General features: G+C 38.8%; 27 protein-coding genes and 2 other annotated features. All 27 genes read right to left on the bottom strand.

Annotation, left to right across the window (positions count from 1 at the left end; translation table 11 throughout):
- Positions 1-309 precede the first annotated feature (309 nt).
- Complete coding sequence (locus ACZ5R4_RS14115) at positions 310-906, bottom strand: class I SAM-dependent methyltransferase (RefSeq protein WP_464367517.1); 597 nt, start codon at positions 904-906, stop codon at positions 310-312.
- 117 nt (positions 907-1,023) lie between these two features.
- On the bottom strand, positions 1,024-1,386 hold the full coding sequence (gene rplL, locus ACZ5R4_RS14110; RefSeq protein WP_054787931.1) for a 50S ribosomal protein L7/L12: 363 nt from the start codon (positions 1,384-1,386) through the stop codon (positions 1,024-1,026).
- 65 nt (positions 1,387-1,451) lie between these two features.
- Positions 1,452-1,952: a 50S ribosomal protein L10 gene (gene rplJ / locus ACZ5R4_RS14105; protein WP_054787932.1), complete on the bottom strand. Its 501-nt coding sequence runs from the start codon at positions 1,950-1,952 to the stop codon at positions 1,452-1,454.
- Positions 1,953-2,007: 55 nt separating this feature from the next.
- Positions 2,008-2,170: a sequence feature (ribosomal protein L10 leader region), on the bottom strand.
- A 55-nt stretch (positions 2,171-2,225) separates the two neighbouring features.
- A complete protein-coding gene (gene rplA / locus ACZ5R4_RS14100) occupies positions 2,226-2,921 on the bottom strand; it encodes a 50S ribosomal protein L1 (protein WP_109985138.1) in 696 nt (231 codons plus the stop codon).
- A 132-nt stretch (positions 2,922-3,053) separates the two neighbouring features.
- Positions 3,054-3,479 (bottom strand): 50S ribosomal protein L11, encoded by a 426-nt coding sequence (gene rplK, locus ACZ5R4_RS14095; protein WP_139180338.1) that lies wholly within the window; start codon positions 3,477-3,479, stop codon positions 3,054-3,056.
- A 165-nt stretch (positions 3,480-3,644) separates the two neighbouring features.
- Positions 3,645-4,181 carry a transcription termination/antitermination protein NusG gene (nusG, locus tag ACZ5R4_RS14090; protein WP_109985158.1) on the bottom strand — a complete coding sequence of 179 codons (537 nt, stop codon included), beginning with the start codon at positions 4,179-4,181 and terminating at the stop codon, positions 3,645-3,647.
- A gap of 166 nt (positions 4,182-4,347) precedes the next feature.
- Complete coding sequence (gene secE / locus ACZ5R4_RS14085; protein ID WP_109985139.1) at positions 4,348-4,527, bottom strand: preprotein translocase subunit SecE; 180 nt, start codon at positions 4,525-4,527, stop codon at positions 4,348-4,350.
- Between the two features lie 37 nt (positions 4,528-4,564).
- On the bottom strand, positions 4,565-4,711 hold the full coding sequence (rpmG, locus tag ACZ5R4_RS14080; protein ID WP_109985140.1) for a 50S ribosomal protein L33: 147 nt from the start codon (positions 4,709-4,711) through the stop codon (positions 4,565-4,567).
- A 76-nt stretch (positions 4,712-4,787) separates the two neighbouring features.
- The gene (gene sigH / locus ACZ5R4_RS14075) at positions 4,788-5,432 is read right to left on the bottom strand and encodes an RNA polymerase sporulation sigma factor SigH (RefSeq protein WP_054787933.1); all 645 of its coding nucleotides are present in this window, start codon (positions 5,430-5,432) and stop codon (positions 4,788-4,790) included.
- Positions 5,433-5,538: 106 nt separating this feature from the next.
- Entirely contained in the window at positions 5,539-6,048 is a 510-nt protein-coding gene (locus ACZ5R4_RS14070) for an NYN domain-containing protein (RefSeq protein WP_054787934.1), read from the bottom strand.
- A complete protein-coding gene (gene rlmB / locus ACZ5R4_RS14065) occupies positions 6,048-6,797 on the bottom strand; it encodes a 23S rRNA (guanosine(2251)-2'-O)-methyltransferase RlmB (protein ID WP_464367516.1) in 750 nt (249 codons plus the stop codon). The genes ACZ5R4_RS14070 and rlmB overlap by 1 nt, the downstream gene beginning before the upstream one ends.
- 1 nt (position 6,798) lies before the next feature.
- Complete coding sequence (locus ACZ5R4_RS14060; RefSeq protein ID WP_054787935.1) at positions 6,799-7,194, bottom strand: Mini-ribonuclease 3; 396 nt, start codon at positions 7,192-7,194, stop codon at positions 6,799-6,801.
- Complete coding sequence (gene cysS, locus ACZ5R4_RS14055; RefSeq protein ID WP_464367515.1) at positions 7,194-8,594, bottom strand: cysteine--tRNA ligase; 1,401 nt, start codon at positions 8,592-8,594, stop codon at positions 7,194-7,196. Before cysS ends, ACZ5R4_RS14060 begins: the two co-directional genes overlap by 1 nt.
- Positions 8,584-9,237, bottom strand: coding sequence for a serine O-acetyltransferase (cysE, locus tag ACZ5R4_RS14050; RefSeq protein ID WP_109985159.1), 654 nt, complete (start codon positions 9,235-9,237; stop codon positions 8,584-8,586). The genes cysS and cysE overlap by 11 nt, the downstream gene beginning before the upstream one ends.
- Before the next feature lie 174 nt (positions 9,238-9,411).
- Positions 9,412-9,640, bottom strand: a binding site (T-box leader).
- Positions 9,641-9,683: 43 nt separating this feature from the next.
- Positions 9,684-11,150 carry a glutamate--tRNA ligase gene (gltX, locus tag ACZ5R4_RS14045; RefSeq protein WP_054861131.1) on the bottom strand — a complete coding sequence of 489 codons (1,467 nt, stop codon included), beginning with the start codon at positions 11,148-11,150 and terminating at the stop codon, positions 9,684-9,686.
- A 100-nt stretch (positions 11,151-11,250) separates the two neighbouring features.
- The gene (gene ispF, locus ACZ5R4_RS14040) at positions 11,251-11,730 is read right to left on the bottom strand and encodes a 2-C-methyl-D-erythritol 2,4-cyclodiphosphate synthase (RefSeq protein WP_054861132.1); all 480 of its coding nucleotides are present in this window, start codon (positions 11,728-11,730) and stop codon (positions 11,251-11,253) included.
- Complete coding sequence (gene ispD, locus ACZ5R4_RS14035) at positions 11,731-12,432, bottom strand: 2-C-methyl-D-erythritol 4-phosphate cytidylyltransferase (protein WP_464367514.1); 702 nt, start codon at positions 12,430-12,432, stop codon at positions 11,731-11,733.
- Positions 12,433-12,560: 128 nt separating this feature from the next.
- Positions 12,561-13,661 (bottom strand): PIN/TRAM domain-containing protein, encoded by a 1,101-nt coding sequence (locus ACZ5R4_RS14030; protein ID WP_109985145.1) that lies wholly within the window; start codon positions 13,659-13,661, stop codon positions 12,561-12,563.
- Positions 13,662-13,718: 57 nt separating this feature from the next.
- Positions 13,719-15,092 (bottom strand): DNA repair protein RadA, encoded by a 1,374-nt coding sequence (radA, locus tag ACZ5R4_RS14025; protein ID WP_054787936.1) that lies wholly within the window; start codon positions 15,090-15,092, stop codon positions 13,719-13,721.
- Positions 15,093-15,279: 187 nt separating this feature from the next.
- Positions 15,280-17,709 (bottom strand): ATP-dependent protease ATP-binding subunit ClpC, encoded by a 2,430-nt coding sequence (gene clpC, locus ACZ5R4_RS14020; protein WP_109985146.1) that lies wholly within the window; start codon positions 17,707-17,709, stop codon positions 15,280-15,282.
- A 1-nt stretch (position 17,710) separates the two neighbouring features.
- Complete coding sequence (locus tag ACZ5R4_RS14015; RefSeq protein ID WP_054787937.1) at positions 17,711-18,787, bottom strand: protein arginine kinase; 1,077 nt, start codon at positions 18,785-18,787, stop codon at positions 17,711-17,713.
- Positions 18,787-19,329, bottom strand: coding sequence for a UvrB/UvrC motif-containing protein (locus ACZ5R4_RS14010; protein ID WP_277679392.1), 543 nt, complete (start codon positions 19,327-19,329; stop codon positions 18,787-18,789). The genes ACZ5R4_RS14015 and ACZ5R4_RS14010 overlap by 1 nt, the downstream gene beginning before the upstream one ends.
- A gap of 11 nt (positions 19,330-19,340) precedes the next feature.
- Positions 19,341-19,805, bottom strand: coding sequence for a CtsR family transcriptional regulator (locus ACZ5R4_RS14005; RefSeq protein WP_054787938.1), 465 nt, complete (start codon positions 19,803-19,805; stop codon positions 19,341-19,343).
- A 174-nt stretch (positions 19,806-19,979) separates the two neighbouring features.
- Positions 19,980-20,672 (bottom strand): MgtC/SapB family protein, encoded by a 693-nt coding sequence (locus ACZ5R4_RS14000; RefSeq protein WP_245902359.1) that lies wholly within the window; start codon positions 20,670-20,672, stop codon positions 19,980-19,982.
- A 118-nt stretch (positions 20,673-20,790) separates the two neighbouring features.
- Positions 20,791-21,957: a GNAT family N-acetyltransferase gene (locus ACZ5R4_RS13995; protein ID WP_109985148.1), complete on the bottom strand. Its 1,167-nt coding sequence runs from the start codon at positions 21,955-21,957 to the stop codon at positions 20,791-20,793.
- Positions 21,954-22,157, bottom strand: a complete 204-nt coding sequence (locus ACZ5R4_RS13990) for a hypothetical protein (RefSeq protein ID WP_109985149.1) — start codon at positions 22,155-22,157, stop codon at positions 21,954-21,956. The genes ACZ5R4_RS13995 and ACZ5R4_RS13990 overlap by 4 nt, the downstream gene beginning before the upstream one ends.
- A complete protein-coding gene (locus tag ACZ5R4_RS13985; RefSeq protein ID WP_245902360.1) occupies positions 22,138-24,198 on the bottom strand; it encodes a GxGYxYP domain-containing protein in 2,061 nt (686 codons plus the stop codon). Before ACZ5R4_RS13985 ends, ACZ5R4_RS13990 begins: the two co-directional genes overlap by 20 nt.
- Between the last annotated feature and the right edge of the window lie 100 nt (positions 24,199-24,298).

Raw genomic sequence — 24,298 nt, 5'->3', positions numbered from 1 at the left:
ACACACCGAACAAACCTGTGGTAATTTGCTCACAAGTTATATATAGACACCTGCTAGTGAGCAGATGTTATTCATTTGCTAAATGTTTCTGTGGAAAAATAATAAGGAATCTAATAAGATTGAGTAGAGAACTCTATTAGCTAATAAAATGCCATTATAGTTACGAATAAGATTACAAGTATGCTAAAACAGCGCATGTTAGATAGTTTTTCCAACATTTTTAAAAATATACATTAAAATTTATACTTGACAAGGGTTTCGTCCTATTGGCATTTTTCAATATTAACACAAGTGGATGGCAGAGTCAACTTATTTAGCACGAAATATAAAATATCCTTTTTTCTTTGCGACAACTTCAACCTCCGAAAAAAGTTCTTCTAGTTTCTTCTGAGCAGATGGAGCCCCCTGCTTTTTCTGAATAACGACAGATAATTCCCCACCATACAGCAATGCTTCCTTTGAATCTTCTAGCATTTGATGCACCACTTGCTTACCTGCGCGGATAGGCGGATTCGTCAAGATCGCAGCAAATTTCTTTTCTTTTATTTCACTAAATATATCACTTTCTAGAAAGCTTACATTTTTCACATCATTTTGCCGTGCATTTTCGTTTGCCAGTTCGAGAGCCCTTTGATTAATATCAACCCCAATGATATTTCGATCAGGGAAATCCTTCGCGAGTGCGATACCGACCGGACCATACCCACAGCCTAAATCTAATATATCTCCATCAACAGCAGGAAGGGTAAAGGTATCGATTAAAAGTCTAGAGCCAAAATCGACCTCATTTTTCGAAAAAACACCGTTATCTGTTGTAAAGGTAAGAGAATACCCCCTTAATGGAAAAGTCCACGTCCTCCGATCACTCTCCACATCAGGGTTCTGAGAAAAATATTGATTAGTCATGGCATAACTCCTTTCCATGCAAAAAAAGGATTCGATCAAAAATCCAGCACATATTCTAAGCATATCCTAACACAAAAGCTCGCCATTATATAGCGAGCTTTTGCGGGTGTTCCTCTATTATTTTAATTCTACAGTTGCGCCTGCTTCTTCAAGCTTAGCTTTCATTTCTTCTGCTTCTTCTTTTGCTACGCCTTCTTTGATTGCTCCAGGAGCGTTATCAACTAAGTCTTTTGCATCTTTAAGTCCAAGACCAGTGATTTCACGAACAGCTTTAACCACTTTGATTTTAGAAGCTCCAGCATTTTCAAGAACTACATCAAATTCTGATTTTTCTTCAGCTGCTTCTCCACCAGCTGCACCTGCTACAGCAACAGGAGCTGCTGCAGTTACACCAAATTCTTCTTCAATTGCTTTTACTAAATCATTTAACTCAAGAACAGACATTTCTTTGATCGCTTCAATAATTTGCTCTTTAGACATGTTTAATTCCTCCTAATTTTTTATTATTTATGAACATATCCGAATGTTTTTTATATACCAAAAACTTAAGCGCCTTGCTCTTCTTTTTGCTCCGCAACAGCTTTTGTTGCATAAGCGAAGTTGCGTACTGGCGCTTGTAGAACGCTGAGTAGCATAGAAAGCATACCTTCGTAGTTTGGAAGGTCCGCAAGCTCCTTGATTTGCTCAAGGGAAGCGACAGATCCTTCTACAACGCCACCTTTAATTTCAAGTGCTTCATGCTCTTTTGCAAAGTTACTCAATACTTTTGCAGGAGCTACAACATCCTCTTTGCTAAAAGCAATAGCAGTTGGTCCCGCAAGGACATCTGTTAATTCATTTAACTCTGCCTCTTCTACTGCACGACGGGTCATTGTGTTTTTGTAAACCTTGAATTCTACACCAGCTTCACGTAATTGTGAACGTAATTCTGTTACTTCTGCTACATTTAATCCACGGTAGTCTACCAAAATAGTTGATTGGCTTTCTTTAAACTTGTCAGCAATTTCAGCAACCACCTGTTTTTTCTGCTCCAATACTTTTGACATGATTCCACCTCCTGTTTTGCGATCATTATACCGCACTTATAAAAGATAAATATCTTTTACCAAAGTAAAAACCCCCATATAGACATGGAGGTTTTATGACTGTCATTTATTGAAAGAGCATATGAAAACACACAAGCTCTTTACATTTATCCAGACACACCTCGGTAGGAAATTAAGCATAACGCACCTACTGTCTACGGTATAATGTATATATTTTGATTAACTTAACCTTTGTGAATTATACAGTGTACAATTCTAAAAGTCAAGAATAAATTATTTCGCAAATGCTGATGAATCTACTTTGATACCAGGGCCCATTGTAGATGATACAGCAACGTTTCGTAGGTAAGTACCTTTTGCAGCTTGAGGCTTAGCTTTAACAATTGTTTCAGCTAATGCTTGGAAGTTCTCTACGAGCTTATCTAAGTCGAAAGAAACCTTTCCAATTGGCACGTGGATATTTGATTGTTTATCTACGCGGTACTCTACTTTACCTGCTTTAATTTCTTGGACAGCTTTTTCTACTTCGAAGGTTACTGTACCTGTCTTAGGGTTTGGCATTAAGCCTTTTGGTCCTAATACACGACCTAGCTTACCTACCTCTGCCATCATGTCAGGAGTTGCAACGACTACATCAAAATCAAACCAACCTTGGTTAATTTTATTAATTAGGTCTTGTTCTCCTACATAATCTGCTCCAGCAGCTTCCGCTTCCTTCGCTTTATCCCCTTTAGCAAAAACTAAAACAGTTTGGCTTTTACCAGTACCATGTGGTAATACCATTGCTCCACGGATTTGTTGATCCGCTTTTTTCGGATCAACCCCTAAACGAAATGCTACTTCCACTGTTTCATCAAACTTCGCAGTTGCTGTCTTTTTTACTAATTCTAAAGCTTCTTTTACTTCATATGCTTTTGTGTTATCAACAAGCTTTAAAGCTTCTTGTTGTTTCTTTGTTTTTTTAGCCATTATATTTTCCTCCTTTGTGGTTTTAACGGTTATACCTCCCACTTCTATCAAAAGCTAAAACATAACAAAGGTTGCGACATGAGGTATTCCTCTACTACCGCAACCCATTAGCCTTTGTACAACGCTGTGAGATTAGTCCTCGATTACGATACCCATACTACGTGCAGTACCTTCGACCATACGCATTGCAGCTTCAACATCAGCAGCATTTAAATCAGGCATTTTCAGTTCAGCGATTTCCTTCACTTTGTCGCGTTTAAGTGTTGCAACTTTATTGCGATTTGGCTCCCCTGAAGCAGTTTCAATACCTGCTGCTTTTTTAAGCAATACTGCTGCTGGTGGAGTTTTTGTAATAAATGTAAATGAACGGTCTTCAAAAACCGAAATTTCTACTGGAATGATCAAACCAGCTTGATCCTGTGTACGAGCATTAAACTCTTTACAAAATCCCATGATATTAACACCCGCTTGACCTAATGCAGGTCCAACTGGTGGTGCTGGGTTCGCTTTTCCTGCTGGAATTTGAAGTTTAACAACTTTCTCTACTTTTTTAGCCACGAGACACACCTCCTTAAGTCCGTGATGTGGTAATAGGGTTTCACCCTCCCACTCTAATACATATGTTAAATAACCTTCTACTCGAGGCATAAAGAACATAAGAATTTTAGCATTAATTAGCTTAAAATGCAAGTACCTCTACCAATTAATTTAAATTCTAATTCCTTATGACATTTTTTTCACTTGTGAGAAATCTAATTCTACTGGTGTTTCCCTTCCGAACATGTTGACATGTACTCGAACCTTTTGTTTATCTAAATCTATTTTTTCAATCGTTCCGGAGAAATTATTGAACGGACCATCCACTACTTCTACCGTTTCTTTTAACTCAAAGTCTATTTCCGTTACAGGCTCTTGATAACCCATTCGCTTCAGAATTGTTTCCACTTCTTCTTCTAATAATGGGGTTGGTTTAGATCCAGAACCGGCCGAGCCAACAAATCCCGTTACACCTGGCGTGTTTCGGACCACATACCACGAATCGTCTGTCATCACCATTTCAGCTAATACATAGCCAGGGAATACCTTTTTCTTTGCCACTTTCTTCTTACCATTCTTGATTTCTGTTTCTTCATCTTCGGGAACTAACACTCTGAAAATCTTGTCTTCCATCCCCATGGACTCTAGTCTTTTTTCTAAATTCGTTTTTACTTTATTCTCATATCCAGAATAAGTATGCACGACATACCATCTTTTTTCCATTTCTAGAGGGCGTTTTTCGCCCATCCCTCCCTTATTTATTAACTTGTCTTCTACGGCCGAATTCTAGTGATTTTGTTATTTGATTCCATTTAAAAAACCCGTCACGCGGGTTCTCATTAAATATTTTAGACATATTTATAAATAGTATAACATATATAAATTCTATTTATTCAAATAAAAGATTTAAAAGTTGCGTAATTCCAAGATCTATTAATGCAAAAAAGATTGTAACAAAAGCGACGGTAACAATTACGGTAATCGTATAACGGGTTAATTCGCGCCCTCTCGGCCAGGACACTTTTTTCATTTCTCTGGATACGTTCTTCAAAAAAGTTACAGGATTCACTATGTGTACCTCCAAACTGTCTTCAATGCCAGTAAAACTATTTCGTTTCCTTATGAATGGTATGTCTATTGCACTGCTTACAAAACTTTTTCACTTCTAATCGAACCGAATCTGTTGTGTTTTTCTCCGTACTATAATTTCTATTATGACAAACCTCGCATGCAAGGACGACCTTTTTTCCCATGTTTTTCACCCTTTTTAATGTAGCATGGTTGAATAAGCCTGTCAACGACCTACTAAATAATCCCCAGGTTTTTAGATTAGGAGATATAAATATCGCTTTCTTCGAGGTACTTTTCTAATTTCCTCTTTACACGCTGAAGTGCATTATCAATTGATTTCGCATGTCGATTTAATTCCGCTGAAATTTCCTGATAGGTTTTGCCCTCTAAATATAACAATAGGACATCTCGTTCTAATCTACTTAACAGCTCTGCTAGTTTTCCCTCCATATCACCATGCTTCTCTCGACTAATAATTAGTTCTTGTGGGTCTAAAGCAATCGTTGCTTCAAGAACATCTAACAAGGTGCGATCTGATTCCTCGTCATAGATAGGCTTGTCCAATGATATATACGAATTTAACGGCATATGCTTCTGTCTTGTTGCTGTCTTCACTGCTGTAATAATCTGTCTCGTAATGCAAAGCTCAGCAAACGCCCTAAAGGAAGATTGCTTATCCTGTTGAAAGTCCCGAATAGCCTTAAATAACCCAATCATACCTTCTTGTGTAATATCCTCATGATCTGCTCCAACAAGAAAATAAGATTTAGCTTTAGCACGAACAAATGATTTATATTTTTGGATCAGAAAATCTAGTGCATATGTATTTCCACCCTGAATTAGCAAAATTAACTCATTATCGTCCAACAGTTGAAAATTTAGCTCGTTATTCTCTCTGCGCATGGTTATAATCAGGACTCCTCCTAGCTAATGCCAATATAGTTAAAGCAGACTAATATAATAGCAATATTATACAGGAAGCGCTTTATAACCGTCAACCAGTGTTTTTCTATTTATTACCACGTCGCCACCTTTCAAAAACTTGTAGGACATGGTCATTAAGAGGAATTTTACTCCTTATTTTCTTTTGTTGATGTATTTTAATATCTTGTTTGATTTCTTTTTGAATGTTTTGAATCTCTATTTCTAGCTCTCTTGCCGACATACGAAATGCCCCTTGAGCAAAAATCATTCGTTGCTCCGTATAATCAGAGGTTGCGACAAATACTTTTGTTTTTACATTTTTCAGTTCCTTAATCAACCGTTCAATACATTGATCAGCTGTTTCATTTTCCTTCGTAAAAATAACCTCCACCTTATATTGTTCGTGACGGTTTTCGAGTCCTCTAACCTCATAGGCATCAAATACAACAATGACTCTTCTCCTTCTGTAGGCTTGATATTCTGCCATTTTATCGATCAATAACAATCTAGCCTTATCGAGATCCTCCTCTCGTAAAGCCTTTAGCTCCTGCCACGCACCAATCATGTTGTAGCCATCGACTAATAAAATGTCCATTACGATTCACCAATTGAATACCTTTTTCGATAAATTTCATACATGAGAATACTTGCTGCAACCGAAGCATTCAACGAGGAAACACGCCCTTTCATTGGGAGGCTAACTGTCCAGTCACAGTTTTTCTTCACGAGCCTACTCATTCCCTTCCCTTCATTTCCGATGACAAGGGCTAATGGTAAGCTCCCATCCAATTGGCGATAATCCTCTGTTGCTTCCGCCTCTGTGCCAACGACCCACACATTTCTTGCTTTTAATTCTTCGATTGTCTGCACGATATTTGTCACTCGGACCACAGGGATATGCTCAATTGCTCCCACAGAAGTCTTCGCAACTGTAGCGGTTAAGCCTACCGCTCTACGCTTTGGTATGATAACACCATGGGCTCCTGTTGCATCAGCTGTTCGGAGAATGGAGCCAAGATTGTGAGGATCCTCTATTTCATCTAATAAGATAAAAAAAGGATTCTCGTTTCTTTCTTCTCCAATCGCAAATAATTGTTCAAGACTTGCATACTCATAGGCAGACACAAGGGCAGCAATTCCTTGATGATTACTATTCTCTACAAGCTGATCTAATTTCTTTTTTGGTACCCGTTGCACTGTAGCATTCGCTTTTTTTGCCATTGCTTGAATTTTCCTTGCTAGAGATGGATTCAAATTCTCTAATAAGTATATTTTTTCAATCGATCTTCCTGATTCTAATATTTCCATCACGGTATTTTTGCCAACCATCCATTCTTGCCCCATCCTATTCCTCTCCTTTCTCGATGATAGTGATAGCCTGTTGAATAAGCTCATCTAACCGTTCTGTTTGTCCGTCTAAATATAAATAGCCTAGTAGTGCCTCAAAGGCCGTACTATGGCGGTAGGCTTGGACACTTGTATTCTTGGGAACAGAACCTGACTTAGCATTCCGCCCCCTACGAACAATCGCTTCTTCGCCTTCCGTTAGTACTCCAGCGTCCAGCCAACTTTGAACAACCTTTGCTTGAGCATATGCCTTCACATATTGAACCGCTAATTGGTGTAATTCATGCACTCTTACATTGCCCTTCTCCAATAAATATTGACGTATTTGGGTTTCATAGACGGCATCCCCCATATAGGCTAGTGCTAGACTTTTTAATTGTTTTGCATTTTCCATTATAATCCTCGTTTCCAGCGCGTTCCTTGTGGTGTATCCTCAAGAATAATATTACGTTCCTTTAAATCATCACGAATCTTATCAGCGAGCGCAAAATCCTTATTTTTTCTCGCTTCTATCCGTTGCTCAATTAATTGCTCGATTTCTTCATCAAGTAACGCTTCTTCCTCACGTTGAATGCCTAAGATCTTTAACCAGCTATTTAAAGTATTTTCAAAAGCTTCTATAACCTCTGTATGTGTTTGACTTTCTTGTAGATACGTGTTCGCCTTTTTGACTAAATCGAAGATGACAGCAATGGCGTTAGCTGTGTTGAAATCATCCTCCATTTCCATTTCAAAGGAGTGCTGCATGTTCGTGATTTTATCCAACCATACTTGATTATCAGCCACTAAATCTAAACTAGATGTTTTACGGTGCTTTAAATTTACCAACACATTTTCAATCCGATCAAAGCTATTCTTAGCACTTTCTAATAATGCATCACTAAAGTTAATCGGATTACGGTAATGGACACTTAACATAAAAAAGCGAAGCACTTTCGGATCATGACGTTCGATTAGATCATGGGCTAATACGAAGTTACCTAACGATTTAGACATCTTTTCATTATCAATATTAATATAACCATTATGCATCCAATAATTAGCGAAGGACTTGCCTGTCGCTGCCTCTGATTGCGCTATTTCATTCTCATGATGTGGGAAAGTAAGATCCTGTCCACCCGCATGGATATCAATGGTCTCTCCTAAATATCGCTTCGCCATTGCCGAGCATTCAATGTGCCAGCCTGGTCTTCCTTCCCCCCATGGGGATTGCCAAGATATTTCTCCATCCTTTGCCTGCTTCCATAACGCAAAATCAAGCGGATCTTCCTTTTTCTCTCCTATTTGTATACGGGCACCAGACCTAAGCTCATCTATCGATTGATGGGACAGCTTTCCATAATGCTGAAAGGATCTCGTCTTAAAATAAACATCTCCGTCCGCAGAATAAGCATGCCCCTTATCGATTAATGTTTGGATAAAAGCAATAATATCATCCATTGTCTCGGTTACACGTGGATGATGATCTGCCTCCTTCACCCCAAGTGCCCCTACATCTTCCTTATATGCTTCAATAAATCGATTCGCAATAGTTGGAACCTCTTCTCCTAACTCTTTGGCTGCTTTAATCAACTTATCATCCACATCGGTAAAATTGAGCACATACTCGACATCATAGTCTTTGTATTCCAGGTATCTTCTAACCGTATCAAATACGATGGCAGGGCGTGCGTTTCCAATATGAATGTAATTGTAAACAGTTGGACCACATACATACATTTTCACTTTTCCCGGCTCTATCGGATGAAAGGCTTCTTTTTTTCGAGTCAGTGTGTTATATATTTTAATCGTCATCACGTTTCGCTCCTTTAATCATTTCTAACTCTGTTCTTAATGCACTAATTTCTTCGCGCATCTCTTTTAATACTTCACTTATGGGATCAGGCAACTTATGATGATCTAAATCTTTTCTTAGCTTTTCTCCATTTTGGACAACAACACGTCCTGGTATACCGACAACGGTAGAATGGTCTGGTACATCCTTTAGCACAACAGACCCTGCACCGATTTTGGAGTTTTCACCAATCGTAATTGAGCCTAACACTTTTGCTCCGGTTGCTATAAGCGCATTATCCTTTATCGTAGGATGTCGTTTCCCTTTCTCTTTCCCAGTTCCGCCTAATGTCACACCCTGGTAAATCGTAACATTATCGCCTATTTCACAGGTCTCTCCAATCACTACCCCCATACCATGATCGATGAAGAAGCGTTTGCCGATCTTAGCCCCTGGATGGATTTCCACCCCCGTAAAAAAACGACTTATTTGTGAAATGACTCTTGCGATAAAGAAAAATTTCTTTCGGTAAAGGCCATGAGCAATCCGATGTGACCAAATAGCATGCAGTCCTGAATAGGTAAGGCAAACCTCCATATAAGTTCTTGCCGCAGGGTCTTGGTCAAATACCACTTCGATATCTTGCTTTAACAATTTAAACAATCCCAATGATTATCCCTCCCTTAAGGCAACTTCCTATTTTGAACCATTCTCTCAAAGCTTCTCTAATGAAAACAGATTGAATAGCTTAAAGGAAATTTAGTAACAGCATCTCTCTATTGGTTGAATCTCACGTGATCCCTTCCACAATAAAAAAGCGCCCCTGTGTTTATACAACACAGAGACGCTTACCGCGCGGTTCCACTCTGTTTAGGAATTTTAGGTTAAATAAATTCCTCCACTCTTAGCACAGATAACGGCGTGCATCCCCGTTCTCCCCTACTATCTTTCAAGAAGAAACTCCTGAGGTGCATTTCAACAATGATTACTTCAACCACTCGCAGCCAATTGGTGGTATTCTCTGTAGAAGCTTCTATTGTTTACTTTTCCTCATCTACGATCTAATATATCATTTGTTTTATTATATATAGTTCTTAGGAAAATGTCACTTATTTAATTAGGGAAAGCACATTATTTAATCTTGCCTTAACAATCTCAGGACCTAATAAGTGAATAGCATTTGGCAATTCTGGTCCATGAACTTGTCCAGTTGTTGCTACACGAATAGGCATAAATAGCTTTTTCCCTTTTTGTTTCGTTTCTTTTTGGGTCGCTTTTATTGCTGCCTTAATATTATCAGGTGATAACTGTTCGATTTGTTCAAATTGGGAAAGGAAGCCAGTAATAACCTCTGGTACTTGTTCTTCTTTTAGTACATTCATCGCATCCTCATCATATTGGATATCCTCTTTGAAGAATAGCTCCGTTAGTTCAACAATTTCCGCACCATAGGATAACTGGTCATGATACAACCGAATGACATCAATCGCCCATTGCTTGGTTACTTCATCCATATTTTCTGAAAGTCTACCTGCAGCTATTAAATGAGGACGACTAAGCTCGACAACCTCTTCCAATGAAGCTTGTTTAATGTATTGGTTATTCATCCATTTTAATTTCGCTGGATCAAAGATTGCTGGTGAGGTGGACAGTCTCTCTGGATCGAAAATCTCGATAAACTGCTCTTGTGTGAAGATTTCCTCCTCACCAACAGGAGACCAACCTAGCAATGCGATAAAATTAAATAACGCTTCTGGTAGATAGCCTAGATTCTTATATTGCTCAATGAATTGTAAAATGTGCTCATCACGCTTACTTAGCTTTTTACGATTTTCGTTTAAAATCAAGGTCATATGTCCATATTGTGGAGGCTCCCAGCCAAAAGCATCAAAAATCATCATTTGCTTAGGTGTGTTGGAAATATGCTCTTCTCCACGTAGAACATGACTGATCTCCATTAAGTGATCATCAATCGCCACAGCAAAGTTATAGGTTGGAATACCATTCTTCTTCACCATTACCCAATCTCCAAAATCACTGGATTCAAAAGTAATCTTTTCACGTACAATATCTTGGAATGTATATGTCTTTTGATCTGGTACACGGAAGCGAATACTAGGCTGTCTTCCTTCCGCTTCAAATTGTTCGATTTGTTCTTCGGTTAAATCACGATGTGCTCCAGAATATTTAGGAACCTGACCATTAGCTCGTTGTTCCTCACGCTCTTGCTCTAATTCTTCCTCTGTCATATAGCACTTGTAGGCAAGGCCTCTTTCTAAAAGCTCATCGACATATTTTTGATAAATATCTAGTCTTTCCATTTGGCGATACGGACCATATTCACCGCCAATATCAGCACCTTCATCCCACTTGATTCCTAACCATTTCAAATAATTAAGCTGGCTTTCCTCGCCACCCTCTACATTTCTTTTCGCATCGGTGTCCTCTGTTCGAATAATAAAGGATCCACCTAGGTGTTTGGCATATAAATAATTAAATAAAGCCGTTCTCGCATTACCGATATGGAGATGTCCTGTCGGGCTAGGCGCATAACGAACTCTTACTTTTTTTGTCATGAGTAAACTCCTTTCCAATTTTCACGTAACTTTTATAAAATGCTTTCCTTATTTTATCATTATCTTAATGAAAATGTTATGTTTTGAGCTTATGATCTCTCTAGCCTTTCTGTACTAAAAGAACAACAGCCTGAGCAGCTATCCCTTCTTTTCTCCCAGTAAAGCCTAATTGCTCTGTAGTGGTTGCTTTGACATTTACTTGTTCGATGTCTGCCTTTAGCAATCTTGCAATATTTTGACGTATTTCGTCAATATATGGCGCCATCTTAGGTGCCTGCGCAATAATCGTACAATCTATATTACCTAATATATAGCCTTTTTTCGACACGAGCTCCCATACATGCTCTAACAATTTTTCAGAATCTGCATCCTTATAGGCAGGGTCTGTATCAGGGAAATGCTTTCCAATGTCTCCTTCAGCAATGGCTCCTAAGCAAGCATCGGTAATGGTATGGAGTAACACGTCTGCATCCGAGTGCCCGAGTAAGCCCTGTTCATAAGGTATGTGAATCCCACCAATTATACAAGGACGGTTTTGCGCAAATTTGTGTACGTCAAAGCCTTGTCCAATTCGAAACATCTACAAATCTCCTCTCTTTTGTAAAATCCATTCCGCACGAAAAATATCTTCAGGGGTAGTCAACTTCACGTTTTGATAACTTCCTTCTACAATCTGAACAGGTTGGTCTGGCAGGTATTCTTCCACTAATGAGGCATCATCTGTTCCCAAAAAACCATGCTCTTGAGCTAACTCGTGTGCTTTTGTGATTACTTGATAATGAAAAGCTTGTGGTGTTTGAGCAGCCCATAATGTAGATCGATCCAATGAATGGACACCAGTTGCCGTTTTTTGCTTAATTGTATCTGTCACTTGGACCGCTAGAAGGGCTGCTTGCTGTTTTTGTGCTGTCTCCGCTAATAAGTGCAGGTGTTCTTGTTCTATAAACGGCCTTGCCCCATCATGTACCATCACAATTTCATCTGGATTATCTACTTGCACTGCTTTAAGCCCCTTAAACCCACTACCCTGACGCTCACTGCCTCCTGAAACGAATTGTAGTCGATGAAACCATGGAAATGGCTTAAATAAGGCTTCCATTTCTGTCCGCTCATGTGGATTAACGACGAGATAAACAGCCTTACACCAATCATCATGAATAAAGTTTTGCACTGTATGTATGATTAATGGTTGATCAAGCAAATGGATAAATTGCTTATTCTTCCCTGCCTTCATTCGCTTGCCCTGGCCAGCAGCCAGCACGATGACATTATATTTTACCATATTGGCACCTCATATTCTTCCAACAATGCTTACATTGTCATAGCTAATCGAAATATTAGGACGAGCAAAGAAAAGTGATAACATAGATGTTATCACTTTTCTTCTATTCCTTATATGTTATACCTTTTTTATAGAGCTTTTTCAAGCAATTTTGGTTTTGCGAAAATCATGCGCCCTGCTGATGTTTGAAGAACACTAGTGATGACAACTTCAATCGTTTTGCCAATATAGCTTTTTCCTTCTTCTACCACAATCATCGTACCGTCATCTAGATAAGCAACACCTTGGTTCTGTTCCTTACCATCTTTAATGACTTGTACCATTAATTCTTCTCCAGGTAAGACGATTGGCTTCACCGCATTTGCTAAATCATTGATATTTAGTACGGGTACTTTTTGAAATTCACAAACTTTATTTAGGTTAAAATCATTTGTCACCACAATCCCATTCATGACTTTTGCCAATTTGACTAGCTTACTATCAACCTCTTGAATCTCTTCAAAATCACCTTCATATATTTCAACATTGATTGGTAATTCCTTCTGTATTCGATTTAAAACATCCAGACCTCTTCGCCCACGGTTACGCTTCAAGGCATCAGATGAATCAGCAATATGCTGTAACTCCTCTAGCACAAATTGCGGAATAATAATGGTTCCTTCTAAAAAGCTAGTTTGACAAATATCTGCAATTCTTCCGTCAATAATAACACTTGTATCTAGGATTTTTGGTTTCGGCATTTCGCTTCCTACATCCTCTGTTTGAGGGGCTTTTTTCTTTTCTTTTTTCGGGATTGTCAGTAGATTAAGGAATTCATCTCTTCTTTTAAAACCAACTTGAAAACCTAAGTATGCTAGAAGAATACTTAAAAAGATGGGAATAACCTGTGACACTACTCTGATTTCAATCGCTTGGATTGGTGCATTTAAGAAATAAGCTATAATTAAACCAACGATAATACCTAAACTACCAAATAACAAATCTGCTACCGGAGCTTTTAATAAGGTTTCCTCAATCCAATTAAAGAAGTTTACTATATAATCTGCACACCACAATGAAATAAGAAATAAAATAATTGCTCCTAATACTAGCCCTAGATATGGGGCAAAATCTGACTGTAGCCAAGCGCTATCTGCAAACCCCATTACTTCCAATAATTTTGGAATATATAAATATCCCGCGGTACCACCTGCAATAATAAAAAATATTTGCACGAATCTTTTTAGCACCACATTCACCTCCTATATAGTATTCTCTCCTATTAAAAAATTTTTAAACGTGCGTCATTAGGATTGTCCCAAGGTTTCTCTGATTGCATGTTGGACTGATTCCACACCAATAACCTCGATCGATGAAGGAGGAGTCCAACCATCCATATTCTTCGCTGGAATGATCGCTCGTTTGAATCCAAGCTTTGCCGCCTCTTGTACTCTTTGATCTATTCTGGATACACGGCGAATTTCACCTGTTAGGCCTACTTCGCCGATTAAGACATCATCTGCTTGTGGTGGCTGGTCTCTAAAGCTTGAGGCAATGCTGATGGCAACTGCTAAATCTATGGCCGGCTCATCTAGCTTCACACCGCCTGCTACCTTTACATAAGCATCTTGATTTTGTAGCATTAGTCCCACTCTTTTCTCTAGAACAGCCATCAATAACGGTACACGATTATGATCAATTCCTGTTGCCATTCGTCTAGGGTTCCCAAAGCTAGTAGGGGAAATCAATGATTGAATCTCGACGAGCACTGGCCTTGTTCCTTCCATGGAGGCGACAATGGCTGAGCCTGCTACACCTTGCGATCTTTCCTCTAGAAATACTTCAGAAGGGTTCAAGACCTCTACTAGACCTAATTCCTTCATCTCAAAAATGCCCATTTCATTCGTACTACCAAATCGGTTCTTGACCCCACGTAATATTCTAAAGGTATGATGTCGTTCCCCTTCAAAATACAATACAGCATCTACCATGTGCTCCAGCAATCTTGGTCCTGCAATGGAACCTTCCTTCGTTACATGTCCTACAATAAAAATAGGGATATGCTTTTGCTTCGCAATGCGCATTAGCTCACTTGTACATTCTCTTACTTGGGAGACACTTCCAGGTGCACTTGTCACTTCCTCTTTATAAACGGTTTGGATCGAATCAATGACAACAAAGCCTGGGTTAATGGCATCAATTTGATTGACAATATCGACTAAATTAGTTTCTGCTAATACATATAGTTGATCGGAGTTAATGTTTAAACGATCGGCCCTTAGCTTTGTCTGTTTGATAGATTCTTCACCAGATATATACAACACATCTACATTACTCTCTGCTAGCTGACTAGATACTTGCAGTAATAAAGTAGACTTACCGATACCTGGATCCCCTCCAATTAAGACAAGCGATCCTGGAACAACACCGCCACCTAATACACGATTTAATTCTTGCATTTGTGTTTTGATTCTTGGTTCTTCTTGAGATTGTATCTGGCTAATCTTTTCTGGTTTATGGATGGTTGCAGCACTAGAAGTCCAATTTCCTCTTTTGGTGGAGCTTGCCACTACTTCTTCCACTAATGTATTCCATTCATGACAGCCTGGACATTTCCCCATCCATTTAGGTGATTCATATCCACAAGATTGGCAAACAAATTTTGATTTTCTTTTAGCCAAGATAATCCCTCCTATTTATTATAAACGAAAGTCATGTGCTATAAGTTACAAAGATCTATCAATTTAGTTAAAGTTATATGTAAAAAGTGTGGAATAGTAGAAAATCGAGGTATTCACATTTAGGGTACTTAAAAATAGAAAAAAAGAGAAGAGAAAATCGGAAGGATCGCCTTCCGATTTTCAATAATTAAGATACAATCGCAAATTCGCCCTTATCATCAAGATCAATTTTGACTTTTTGGCCTTTATGAATTTTTTCCTTCAACAATTCTTCTGACAATAAATCCTCTACGTTCTTTTGAATAGATCGACGTAAAGGTCTTGCCCCGTATTCCGGATCAAAGCCTTCCTTTGCAATTTTCTCGACTGCTTTATCAGACAATGAAAAGTCAATCTCTTGGTCGATCAAGCGTTTTTGCAGTTCCTTGACCATGAGCTCCACAATGTGCTTCATATGCTTTTTCTCTAATGAGTGGAACACAATCGTTTCATCAATACGGTTTAAGAACTCTGGACGGAAAGCCTTTTTCAATTCTTCCGTTACTTTTGAACGCATGTCTTTATAGCTTTGTTCTTCATCGCCTAGGCTGAAGCCAACATATTTGTTTCGCTTTAGCTCATTTGCCCCTACATTCGACGTCATAATTAAGACCGTATTGCGGAAGTCTACAGTCCGACCTTTAGAGTCTGTCAGACGGCCATCTTCTAATACTTGTAAGAGAATATTGAAAACCTCTGGATGGGCTTTTTCCACCTCATCTAACAGAACAACCGAATATGGCTTCCTTCTCACTTTTTCAGTTAATTGGCCACCTTCCTCATAACCTACATAACCAGGAGGTGAACCTACTAAACGTGAGGTTGCATGTTTTTCCATGTATTCTGACATATCAATACGAATCATGGCATCCTCATCACCGAACATCGATTCAGCTAAAGCTCTGGCTAATTCTGTCTTCCCTACACCTGTTGGCCCAAGGAAGATAAAGGATCCAATTGGGCGCTTCGGGTCTTTTAATCCAGCACGAGCACGGCGAATGGCTTTTGAGACGGCCTTTACCGCTTCTTCCTGACCGATTAAACGACTATGCAGAATGTCTTCCATGTTTAGGAGACGTTCGCTTTCATCCTTCGTTAGAGCCGATACTGGAACTCCTGTCCAAATGGATACGACACTCGCAATATCCTCCACCGTAACCTCTGAGTTCTCTTGCCCTTGCTTTTCCTTCCATTTGGATTCTGTTTCTTCTAAATCCTTTCGAAGACGCTGTTCACTATCACGTAAGGAAGCAGCCTTTTCGAATTCTTGACTTTGCACGGCAGCATCCTTTTCTTTCTTCACTTCCTCCAGCTTTTGCTCTAATTCCTTTAAATTAGGGGGAGTTGTATAGGAACGCAGACGCACCTTAGATGCCGCCTCATCAATTAAGTCAATTGCCTTATCTGGTAAAAATCGGTCTGTAATATAGCGATCGGATAGCTTAGCTGCTGCTTCCATTGCTTCATCCGTGATCGTTACTCGATGATGTGCCTCATAACGATCTCTTAATCCTTCTAAAATTTGAATCGATTCTTCTACCGTCGGCTCATCCACTTGAATCGGTTGAAATCTTCTCTCTAGAGCCGCATCTTTTTCTATATATTTACGATACTCATCTAGTGTTGTAGCTCCAATACATTGAAGCTCTCCACGAGCAAGGGATGGCTTTAAAATGTTCGATGCATCAATTGCGCCTTCCGCGCCACCTGCTCCAATTAATGTGTGCAGCTCATCAATAAATAAGATAACATTGTTCGCTTGGCGAATTTCCTCCATTACCTTTTTTAAGCGATCTTCAAACTCCCCACGATATTTTGTTCCTGCAACCACTGTTCCCATGTCCAATGTCATGACGCGTTTATCACGGAGTATTTCAGGTACTTCATTTTGTACAATTTGCTGTGCCAATCCTTCCGCTACGGCCGTTTTCCCAACACCTGGTTCTCCGATTAAGACAGGGTTGTTTTTGGTTCGTCTACTTAATACTTGGATGACGCGTTCAATTTCTTTACTACGCCCGATGACAGGGTCAATGTTTCCTTCCTTCGCGATCGCTGTTAAATCGCGTGCAAGCGAATCTAAGGTAGGTGTCGCTGCATTATTATTTTGACTACCTCTCCCATTCGAAGCGCCACTATTTTCATTATTACCGAGTAATTGTAGAACCTGCTGGCGCGCTTTATTAAGACTTACTCCTAAGTTATTTAAAACACGTGCTGCGACCCCTTCTCCTTCACGAATTAATCCAAGGAGAATATGTTCTGTTCCTACATAGGAATGGCCGAGCTTCCTTGCCTCATCCATCGACAATTCAATGACCTTTTTCGCTCTTGGTGTATAGTGGATCGTTTGGGAAACTTGATTGCCCTTTCCAATTAGTGCTTCCACTTCTTCTCTAATTTTTTCTGCACCGAGACCGATGGCATGTAAGGCTTTAGCAGCGATACCATCCCCTTCACTAACTAGTCCTAGCAGAATATGCTCTGTACCAATATTATTATGTCCTAATCGAACGGCTTCTTCTTGGGATAAGGCTAATACTTTTTGAGCCCTTTCTGTAAAACGTCCAAACATCATATTAAAATTCCTCCCTTTGCTCTAACGTGAACCTTTCACGAATTAATGATGCCCGAAAAACATCACGTTCATGAGGTGTAAGCATTCTTCTAGCATATTGCTGTAGGAATGCCGGTTGCGTTAGTACCATTAATTCATTCAAAATAGATTTGGAAATATGCTTAATATATCCTAGGTCAATCCCTAACCGAACATCCGAAAGACATTTGGCCGTTTCTTTGGATTCGATAATTCGACTGTGTTCTAGGATGCCATAAGAGCGAAACACACGATCTTCAAGCTCTAGCTCAGACTGTTGCTTTAATATTGTTCTTGCTTGTCGTTCCTGTTCGATTAATTTTTGAACAACACTTGTTAGGTCTTCGATGATATCCTGCTCTGATCTCCCTAAGGTGACTTGGTTAGAAATTTGAAAGATATTCCCCAATGCTTCACTGCCTTCACCATAGATCCCTCGCACTACTAAACCTAGCTGATTAATAGCCGGGATCATCCGGGAAATTTTCCTTGTCATAGCTAATGCAGGGAGATGCATCATCACAGAAGCTCGTAATCCTGTTCCCACATTGGTTGGACAGCTTGTTAAATAGCCTCTTTCTTCATCAAAGGCGTAATCTATCTTTTGCTCTAACCAATCATCGATGTGAAAGGCTTCTTCTAAGGCCCTTTTTAATTGGAAGCCTGGAAAGTATAATTGCATCCGAATATGATCCTCTTCATTGACCATGATGGAAACCTGCTCATTTTTGGAGATTAATGCGGCACCATATTGGGATTTCTCAGCGAGATGTGGACTTATTAGATGTTTTTCAACCAATACCTGTTTTTCAATTGATTTTAAATCCGCCATTCTAACAAATTCAAGCTGTTCATATTGTGTAAAACTACGATGATTGAATTCTTTTTCTAAAAAATATAAGATACCTTCAAGATGCTCTTCATTTGCAATTAAAGGAAATGGTGACTGTTCAAAGTTTCGAGCTAGTCGAATGCGACTGCTCATCACAATATCACTATCTGGTCCATCTTCCTTTAACCATGGACTAATGGCTTCATTGATAAATTGTTCAAGCCCCATTAAGCATCACCCTCCCCTTTTTGGTTTAGGTTTTTTTCTAGCTGTCTTATTTGATCACGAATGTTCGCAGCTTCCTCAAATGCCTCATCAGCAATTAGTTGTTGGAGTTTCCATTTTAAGTTTCTTAGCTGCTTCCTTTCATAAATATCCGCACCTACACGTTTCGGAACCTTTCCGTCATGGGTTGTATTTCCACTATGAACTCTACGAAATATTGGATTTAAATGACTAGAAAACGTCTCATAACAAGTGGCACATCCAAATTTTCCAATTCGTGTGAACTCTTGATAGGTCATACCACATTTTTCACATTGGAGATCTTGCTCCATTGAATGATGTGGAGATGATGTATGGAAGGCATCTGAATCAAATTGAAAAAGCCCTGATAACAGATTGTGTAAGGAATAGGATTCGTCTTCAGGAGGTACATAGCCTTTTTCCTTCGCACACTGATGACAGACGTGAATTTCCTTTTTCTCTCCATTAATCACCTGAGCAAAGTGAAGTGTTGCAGGATTCTGTTGACATTCTTGACATTCCATAAGAACACCTCCTAAGATTCATATTTTAAGGATTGTAGCATTGCTGCCATAATTCTAGCTCGCAACTCATCTCTCAAGGGTAGCTGGAAGGATAAGATATTACGATTCAATGCAGCAACCATTAACTTCGCTTCTCTTGTCGTAATAAGCTCCTCCTCCAGTAATCGCTCCAATATATTGGCGGCCTTCTGCTGGGAGATTTTCGGTAAAATCATCTCAATAATTTCATCGATTAACTTTGCTTTATCGTCATTGGTAATTTTACTAATTCTAATATAACCTCCACCGCCACGCTTACTCTCGACTAGATACCCTTTTTCTAAAGTGAATCTTGTATTGATCACATAATTAATTTGAGAGGGTACACATTCAAAACGATCCGCAATCTCGCTACGTTTAATCTCAATGATTTTCGTTTGATTGCTTTGCAATACTTCCTTCAAATATTCTTCAATAATATCTGAAATATTGCGCATTTTCCCTCCTCCTATCTGACTTTGACTATATTTGACTATATTATTATTATACTGCATGTGAGGACGGATGCAACTATAATGTTCCTAATTATTATTGCCTTTTTTCCACTATTAGAAACATGTTTTTGGAATTTTATGCTAAAAGCAAGACTTACATCCGTGGGTATGCTTCTTTTATTGAAACTTCATTTTTATTTTCTTGACATCATCTTGCTCTAGTAGCCATTCATGAAGGTTATCGCGGTTTTTCTGATGGGTAACATCAATATACATTTTAATCCGTCTGTTTCCTTCTTCATCATTTGTAATGTCAAACTGCTTGACTTCAATTGGAAATGATTGTATTTTTTCAAGAATTTTAGCCGTATTTTTGTCTTTTGCTACTTTTATTTCAAATGAAATTTGATGTCTTTTTCTATGAATCTGTTTTTCCCACTTATTCAAAACAACTAGGCTAACAAGAATGATCACCGTCGTGACAATGGCCTCTTTATACATGCCTATACCGATAATTAACCCTAATCCGGCAACTGCCCATATAGATGCTGCTGTGGTTAGGCCTCGAATCGTTCCACCATTGACAATAATTGTTCCAGCCCCGAGAAAACCAATCCCACTGATGACATAGGACGGGATTCTCGCAGGATCGAAACGGATGTTATCATAATTTTCGATAAAATAATCAAAGCCATTTATCGATAATAGCATCATAAGACAAGAGCTAATGCCAACTAATATATGTGTACGAAATCCTGCTGAATGTTTATTTAGCTCTCGTTCGAATCCTATTAATCCGGATAGTAATAAAGCAATAGCTAATTTTGAGATCGACTCTATGAATTGTGCATCAAAGATATCTTCAAGCAAATATCTCACTCCTAAGTGCGGTAATTTTAGTTGATAATTCATTTATACCCTATTTCTAATCAAAATATTTCATGTTATTAAAGTTTATCTATAGAAAAAAATCACCCAATGGATGATTTTAAAAAAAGTCTGGAAAATATGTCTGTTTATTAGGAATGATCGCATCTAATGTTTGAATTGCCGTCACATCTCCTTGAATCAGTTGGAGGCCAGCTAAATTTGTTGCGTTTTGATAACTTAATAGGATAGAAGTTAATTGCTGAACGGAACAATAAATATGTTGACATTTCCCGTCGGGTTTATCTCTACTGACGACGATATCACTATTTTCCTTGGTTAAGTAATAGGTACCTGTATTCTCTGGTAAAAATTCATCTTCTACTTCGATAGCGATAGGATGAAATCGATCCGTCATCCGGAAGCGATATTGCCTTAAAAAGGCAGACACATCCACAATTCTACTCATAAAATATGGCACGAGCTTTTGCTCATATCTTGGTTCATCTACTAATAAAGGCAAGGAGTCATCCGCTGGCACCTTCATCTCTACTGACGTTACCATTGAATCATGATTAGAAAGTAATTGAAGAATTAATTTTAAACCATTTGAGTTAACATATGCCATATCTTCTACATATAATATACGATCCTTCACATGGTATAGGAGATAACCTTCTGGTTCATTCTGGTCATTATAGCAAATCGTGATGATCGTGTCTTTTTTGATAACGCGTTGCTGCCACCATTTTTCGTCTCGGATAAGTCCACCATTGTATCTATTTATATAGGTGGAATAAATCTTGTCTAACTCCTGATAATTTTTACTTCTTCTTGCATAACCATTCGGGCTCCACTTTTTCTTAAGGGTCTCGATTGGAATCTGATACCTTTTGTACGGAAAGGTAAGCTCATACCCATATCTTCGGTAAAAAGGAACAGAAAATGGGTGTAAATAGGAAATAATATAACCATTCTCCTTCATGGACTGCAAAACTGTAAGCAAAAGTTTTTTAATCATCCCACCACGTCTATATTCTGGCCATGACGCAACAGAAGCGATGCCACCCATCTTCACCTTATTTCCATTAATATTTACCTGGAGTGGAATCATATGGACCTTTGCGCATAATTGCTCTTCTTCTAGCCATCCCCAAATTTCATGACGCTCCGCTTCTTTTTCCTTTTCTTCTAGTTCTACCTCATTTAAGGTGTATTGAAAGGCAAATTGGGATAATTTAAATATTTCCGGATAATGATCATGCGATAATTTCTTAATTTGATTCACAATTTTTCACCTCTTTTTAAATGTTTACTTCCCATTGTGAAACCTTTTTCCCATGCTCCTCCTTTGTATATGTATGCTATAAGTATCTCAATTTTTTGTCCATCCACCAACCGTTTTGCATTAGGAAATAAAAAACCCCAGAGAAAATAGATTCCTCCAGGGTCATCATTGGAAAAAATATTATTTTTTTGGTAATCCATTGGCTTCACGGATTAATTCAAAGTATTGGTCTCCACGGACAATTTCATATTCTGAGCTCAGTGATTCTGCAATTTCTACAACGTCTGATGGTGTAAGAGACCACGATAACATCCCCAATGAAATAAATAGTGGTGAATCTCCGTCCCAATCACGAGAGGCATCTGCTATCGCCTCTTTTGCTTCACTGACACTGCTGACACCACGTAAAATCGACTGTGGTAGCTCATTATTTAAGATAGATGTTCCTGTATTGCTCTCCCAGCTTAAGAACATTCCTTGTGGGTCTACATAGTCCAAGTAATCCTGTACTTTGGATTCTGTTAAAGGTACATTTTGTTCATCTACACGATTTAATGCATAAATAATATCCATTCCCGTACGTTTCATGTACCTTTTTGTTTGTCTAGCGAATAAATCAAATGTATCATCAGGCCACGGTGTAGGATAGATATAACCTGCCCCCGATGGACCAGCAATTAAAAGGTCGTTATCTGTAGCAGTTTGCTGGTAATAGCCTAATATGGATGGTGCAACATCATAAAGAAGTGGACTTGTTGTCCAATTAATTGGCACACTTCCTCTTGCTTTGTCATCCCATAATTGTCTTAGCTTATGTTGATTATATTGAAGGTTGTCACCTTCACCGAATGTGAAGGTAAGATAAATCTTGTTGTCCAATTCTGGAGCAGCTATTGGTTTTTGCTTTTTAATTTTCCCTTTAACACCAGAGAAGACCGTCATATTGTTAAACCAATCGGCGGCTAGCACATACACACTGTGTTCAGAAGCTAGCTCTGTTGAACTGAATTCCCCTGCAACATCATTACTGAACCACCCTAAGTATGGTGTATTTGGTTCGACATCAGACATGATTTGCTCAAATAATTCCTTTTCCTCTGCTACATTTGATTCAAGCCAAAATACCATTGCACGATTTGCCACTGCATAATCTCTTAAATATCCGTATGGTTCTGTTTCACCCGCTGCAACTGGTTGGACATTCGATGCAGAGACCTTAAATTGATTCCACATATCTACTGAAACAACCAATTCTTCGGTATTCGCAGGTGGTGTAAATCGATAGATAAAGTAATTACCATTATCTGCCCAGCGGTGGCCGCCATAACGCTCATCCGCACTGGAATGATAACCATCATATAGGTAGGGCGCTTCCTCTGCTTGTCCAGGTATAAACTGTGCAATAACCTGTCCATCTGCTTTTACGGTTACTTGATGGACCGCCGGCCCCCAACCATCCTTTGTAAAAGCATCTTGAAAACGAAGGTAAACAGATTCTCCTTCGAGAAATTCTGAGAGGTCTAAGTCATAGATATCTCGGTTAGAGCTATCTCTAATTTCTTCCTCTTCTTCCACAATCACTTGGAAATCATCCCAATTATCTTCAGGCAATTCGACACTTCTATGAGGATTTAATCCAACTAACATTCGTTTAGTTGTTCTTGGCCATAGATTTTCATATTGCCATTTATACGCATCTAACCCGTCATCGAATTGTCCACGTAAATCTTCTATTATCTTAAGATTATATGGTGGTTTCGTCAGTTTCTCTGCCAATTCAGGGCTTGCTACTACCCCTTGCTCCAAACCAGCCATTGTTGTAGCAACATTGATAGAGTCTTTTACTTCCGGGTCATAGACTATCATCCCAGATAGTTCATCTTTATACTTTAACAATAGCTCCCAAGGGTTCTCCCTAATGCTGTAAGGGATGTTCCAATCATTTAACCATGTGAAATTTCCTTCCTCATAGTCATTTTCTATCATGTATATCCTTGGTTTTTCCCGATTCACATTTCCTTGCAGTGTCGTAAATAGTAGCTTCTCATCGCCTGTATTTTCTCTTAAATCCAACACATCTAGATGCTTTGCCTTCGCAAAAGTAGGTAAAGCCTGACTTTTTGGCCATGTGATTTTACCATTTTTCATGGATTCTGCTTGTGTTTCTGTTGCTTGGATACTATTAATACTGGATAGGATTAAAAACAAGGTGAAACATATCAACACTAATTTGCGAATCATTGATTTTCCTCCTTTGTCCAATCAGTTCAAAAGACCATTTACCTACCTACATCCGAATAAATAATTTACAGAGAGAAATCACCTCCCTTAAGTTCACAAT

The sequence above is a fragment of the Gracilibacillus sp. JCM 18860 genome (assembly GCF_055395245.1).
This window is presented reverse-complemented; position numbering and strand designations above follow the sequence as displayed.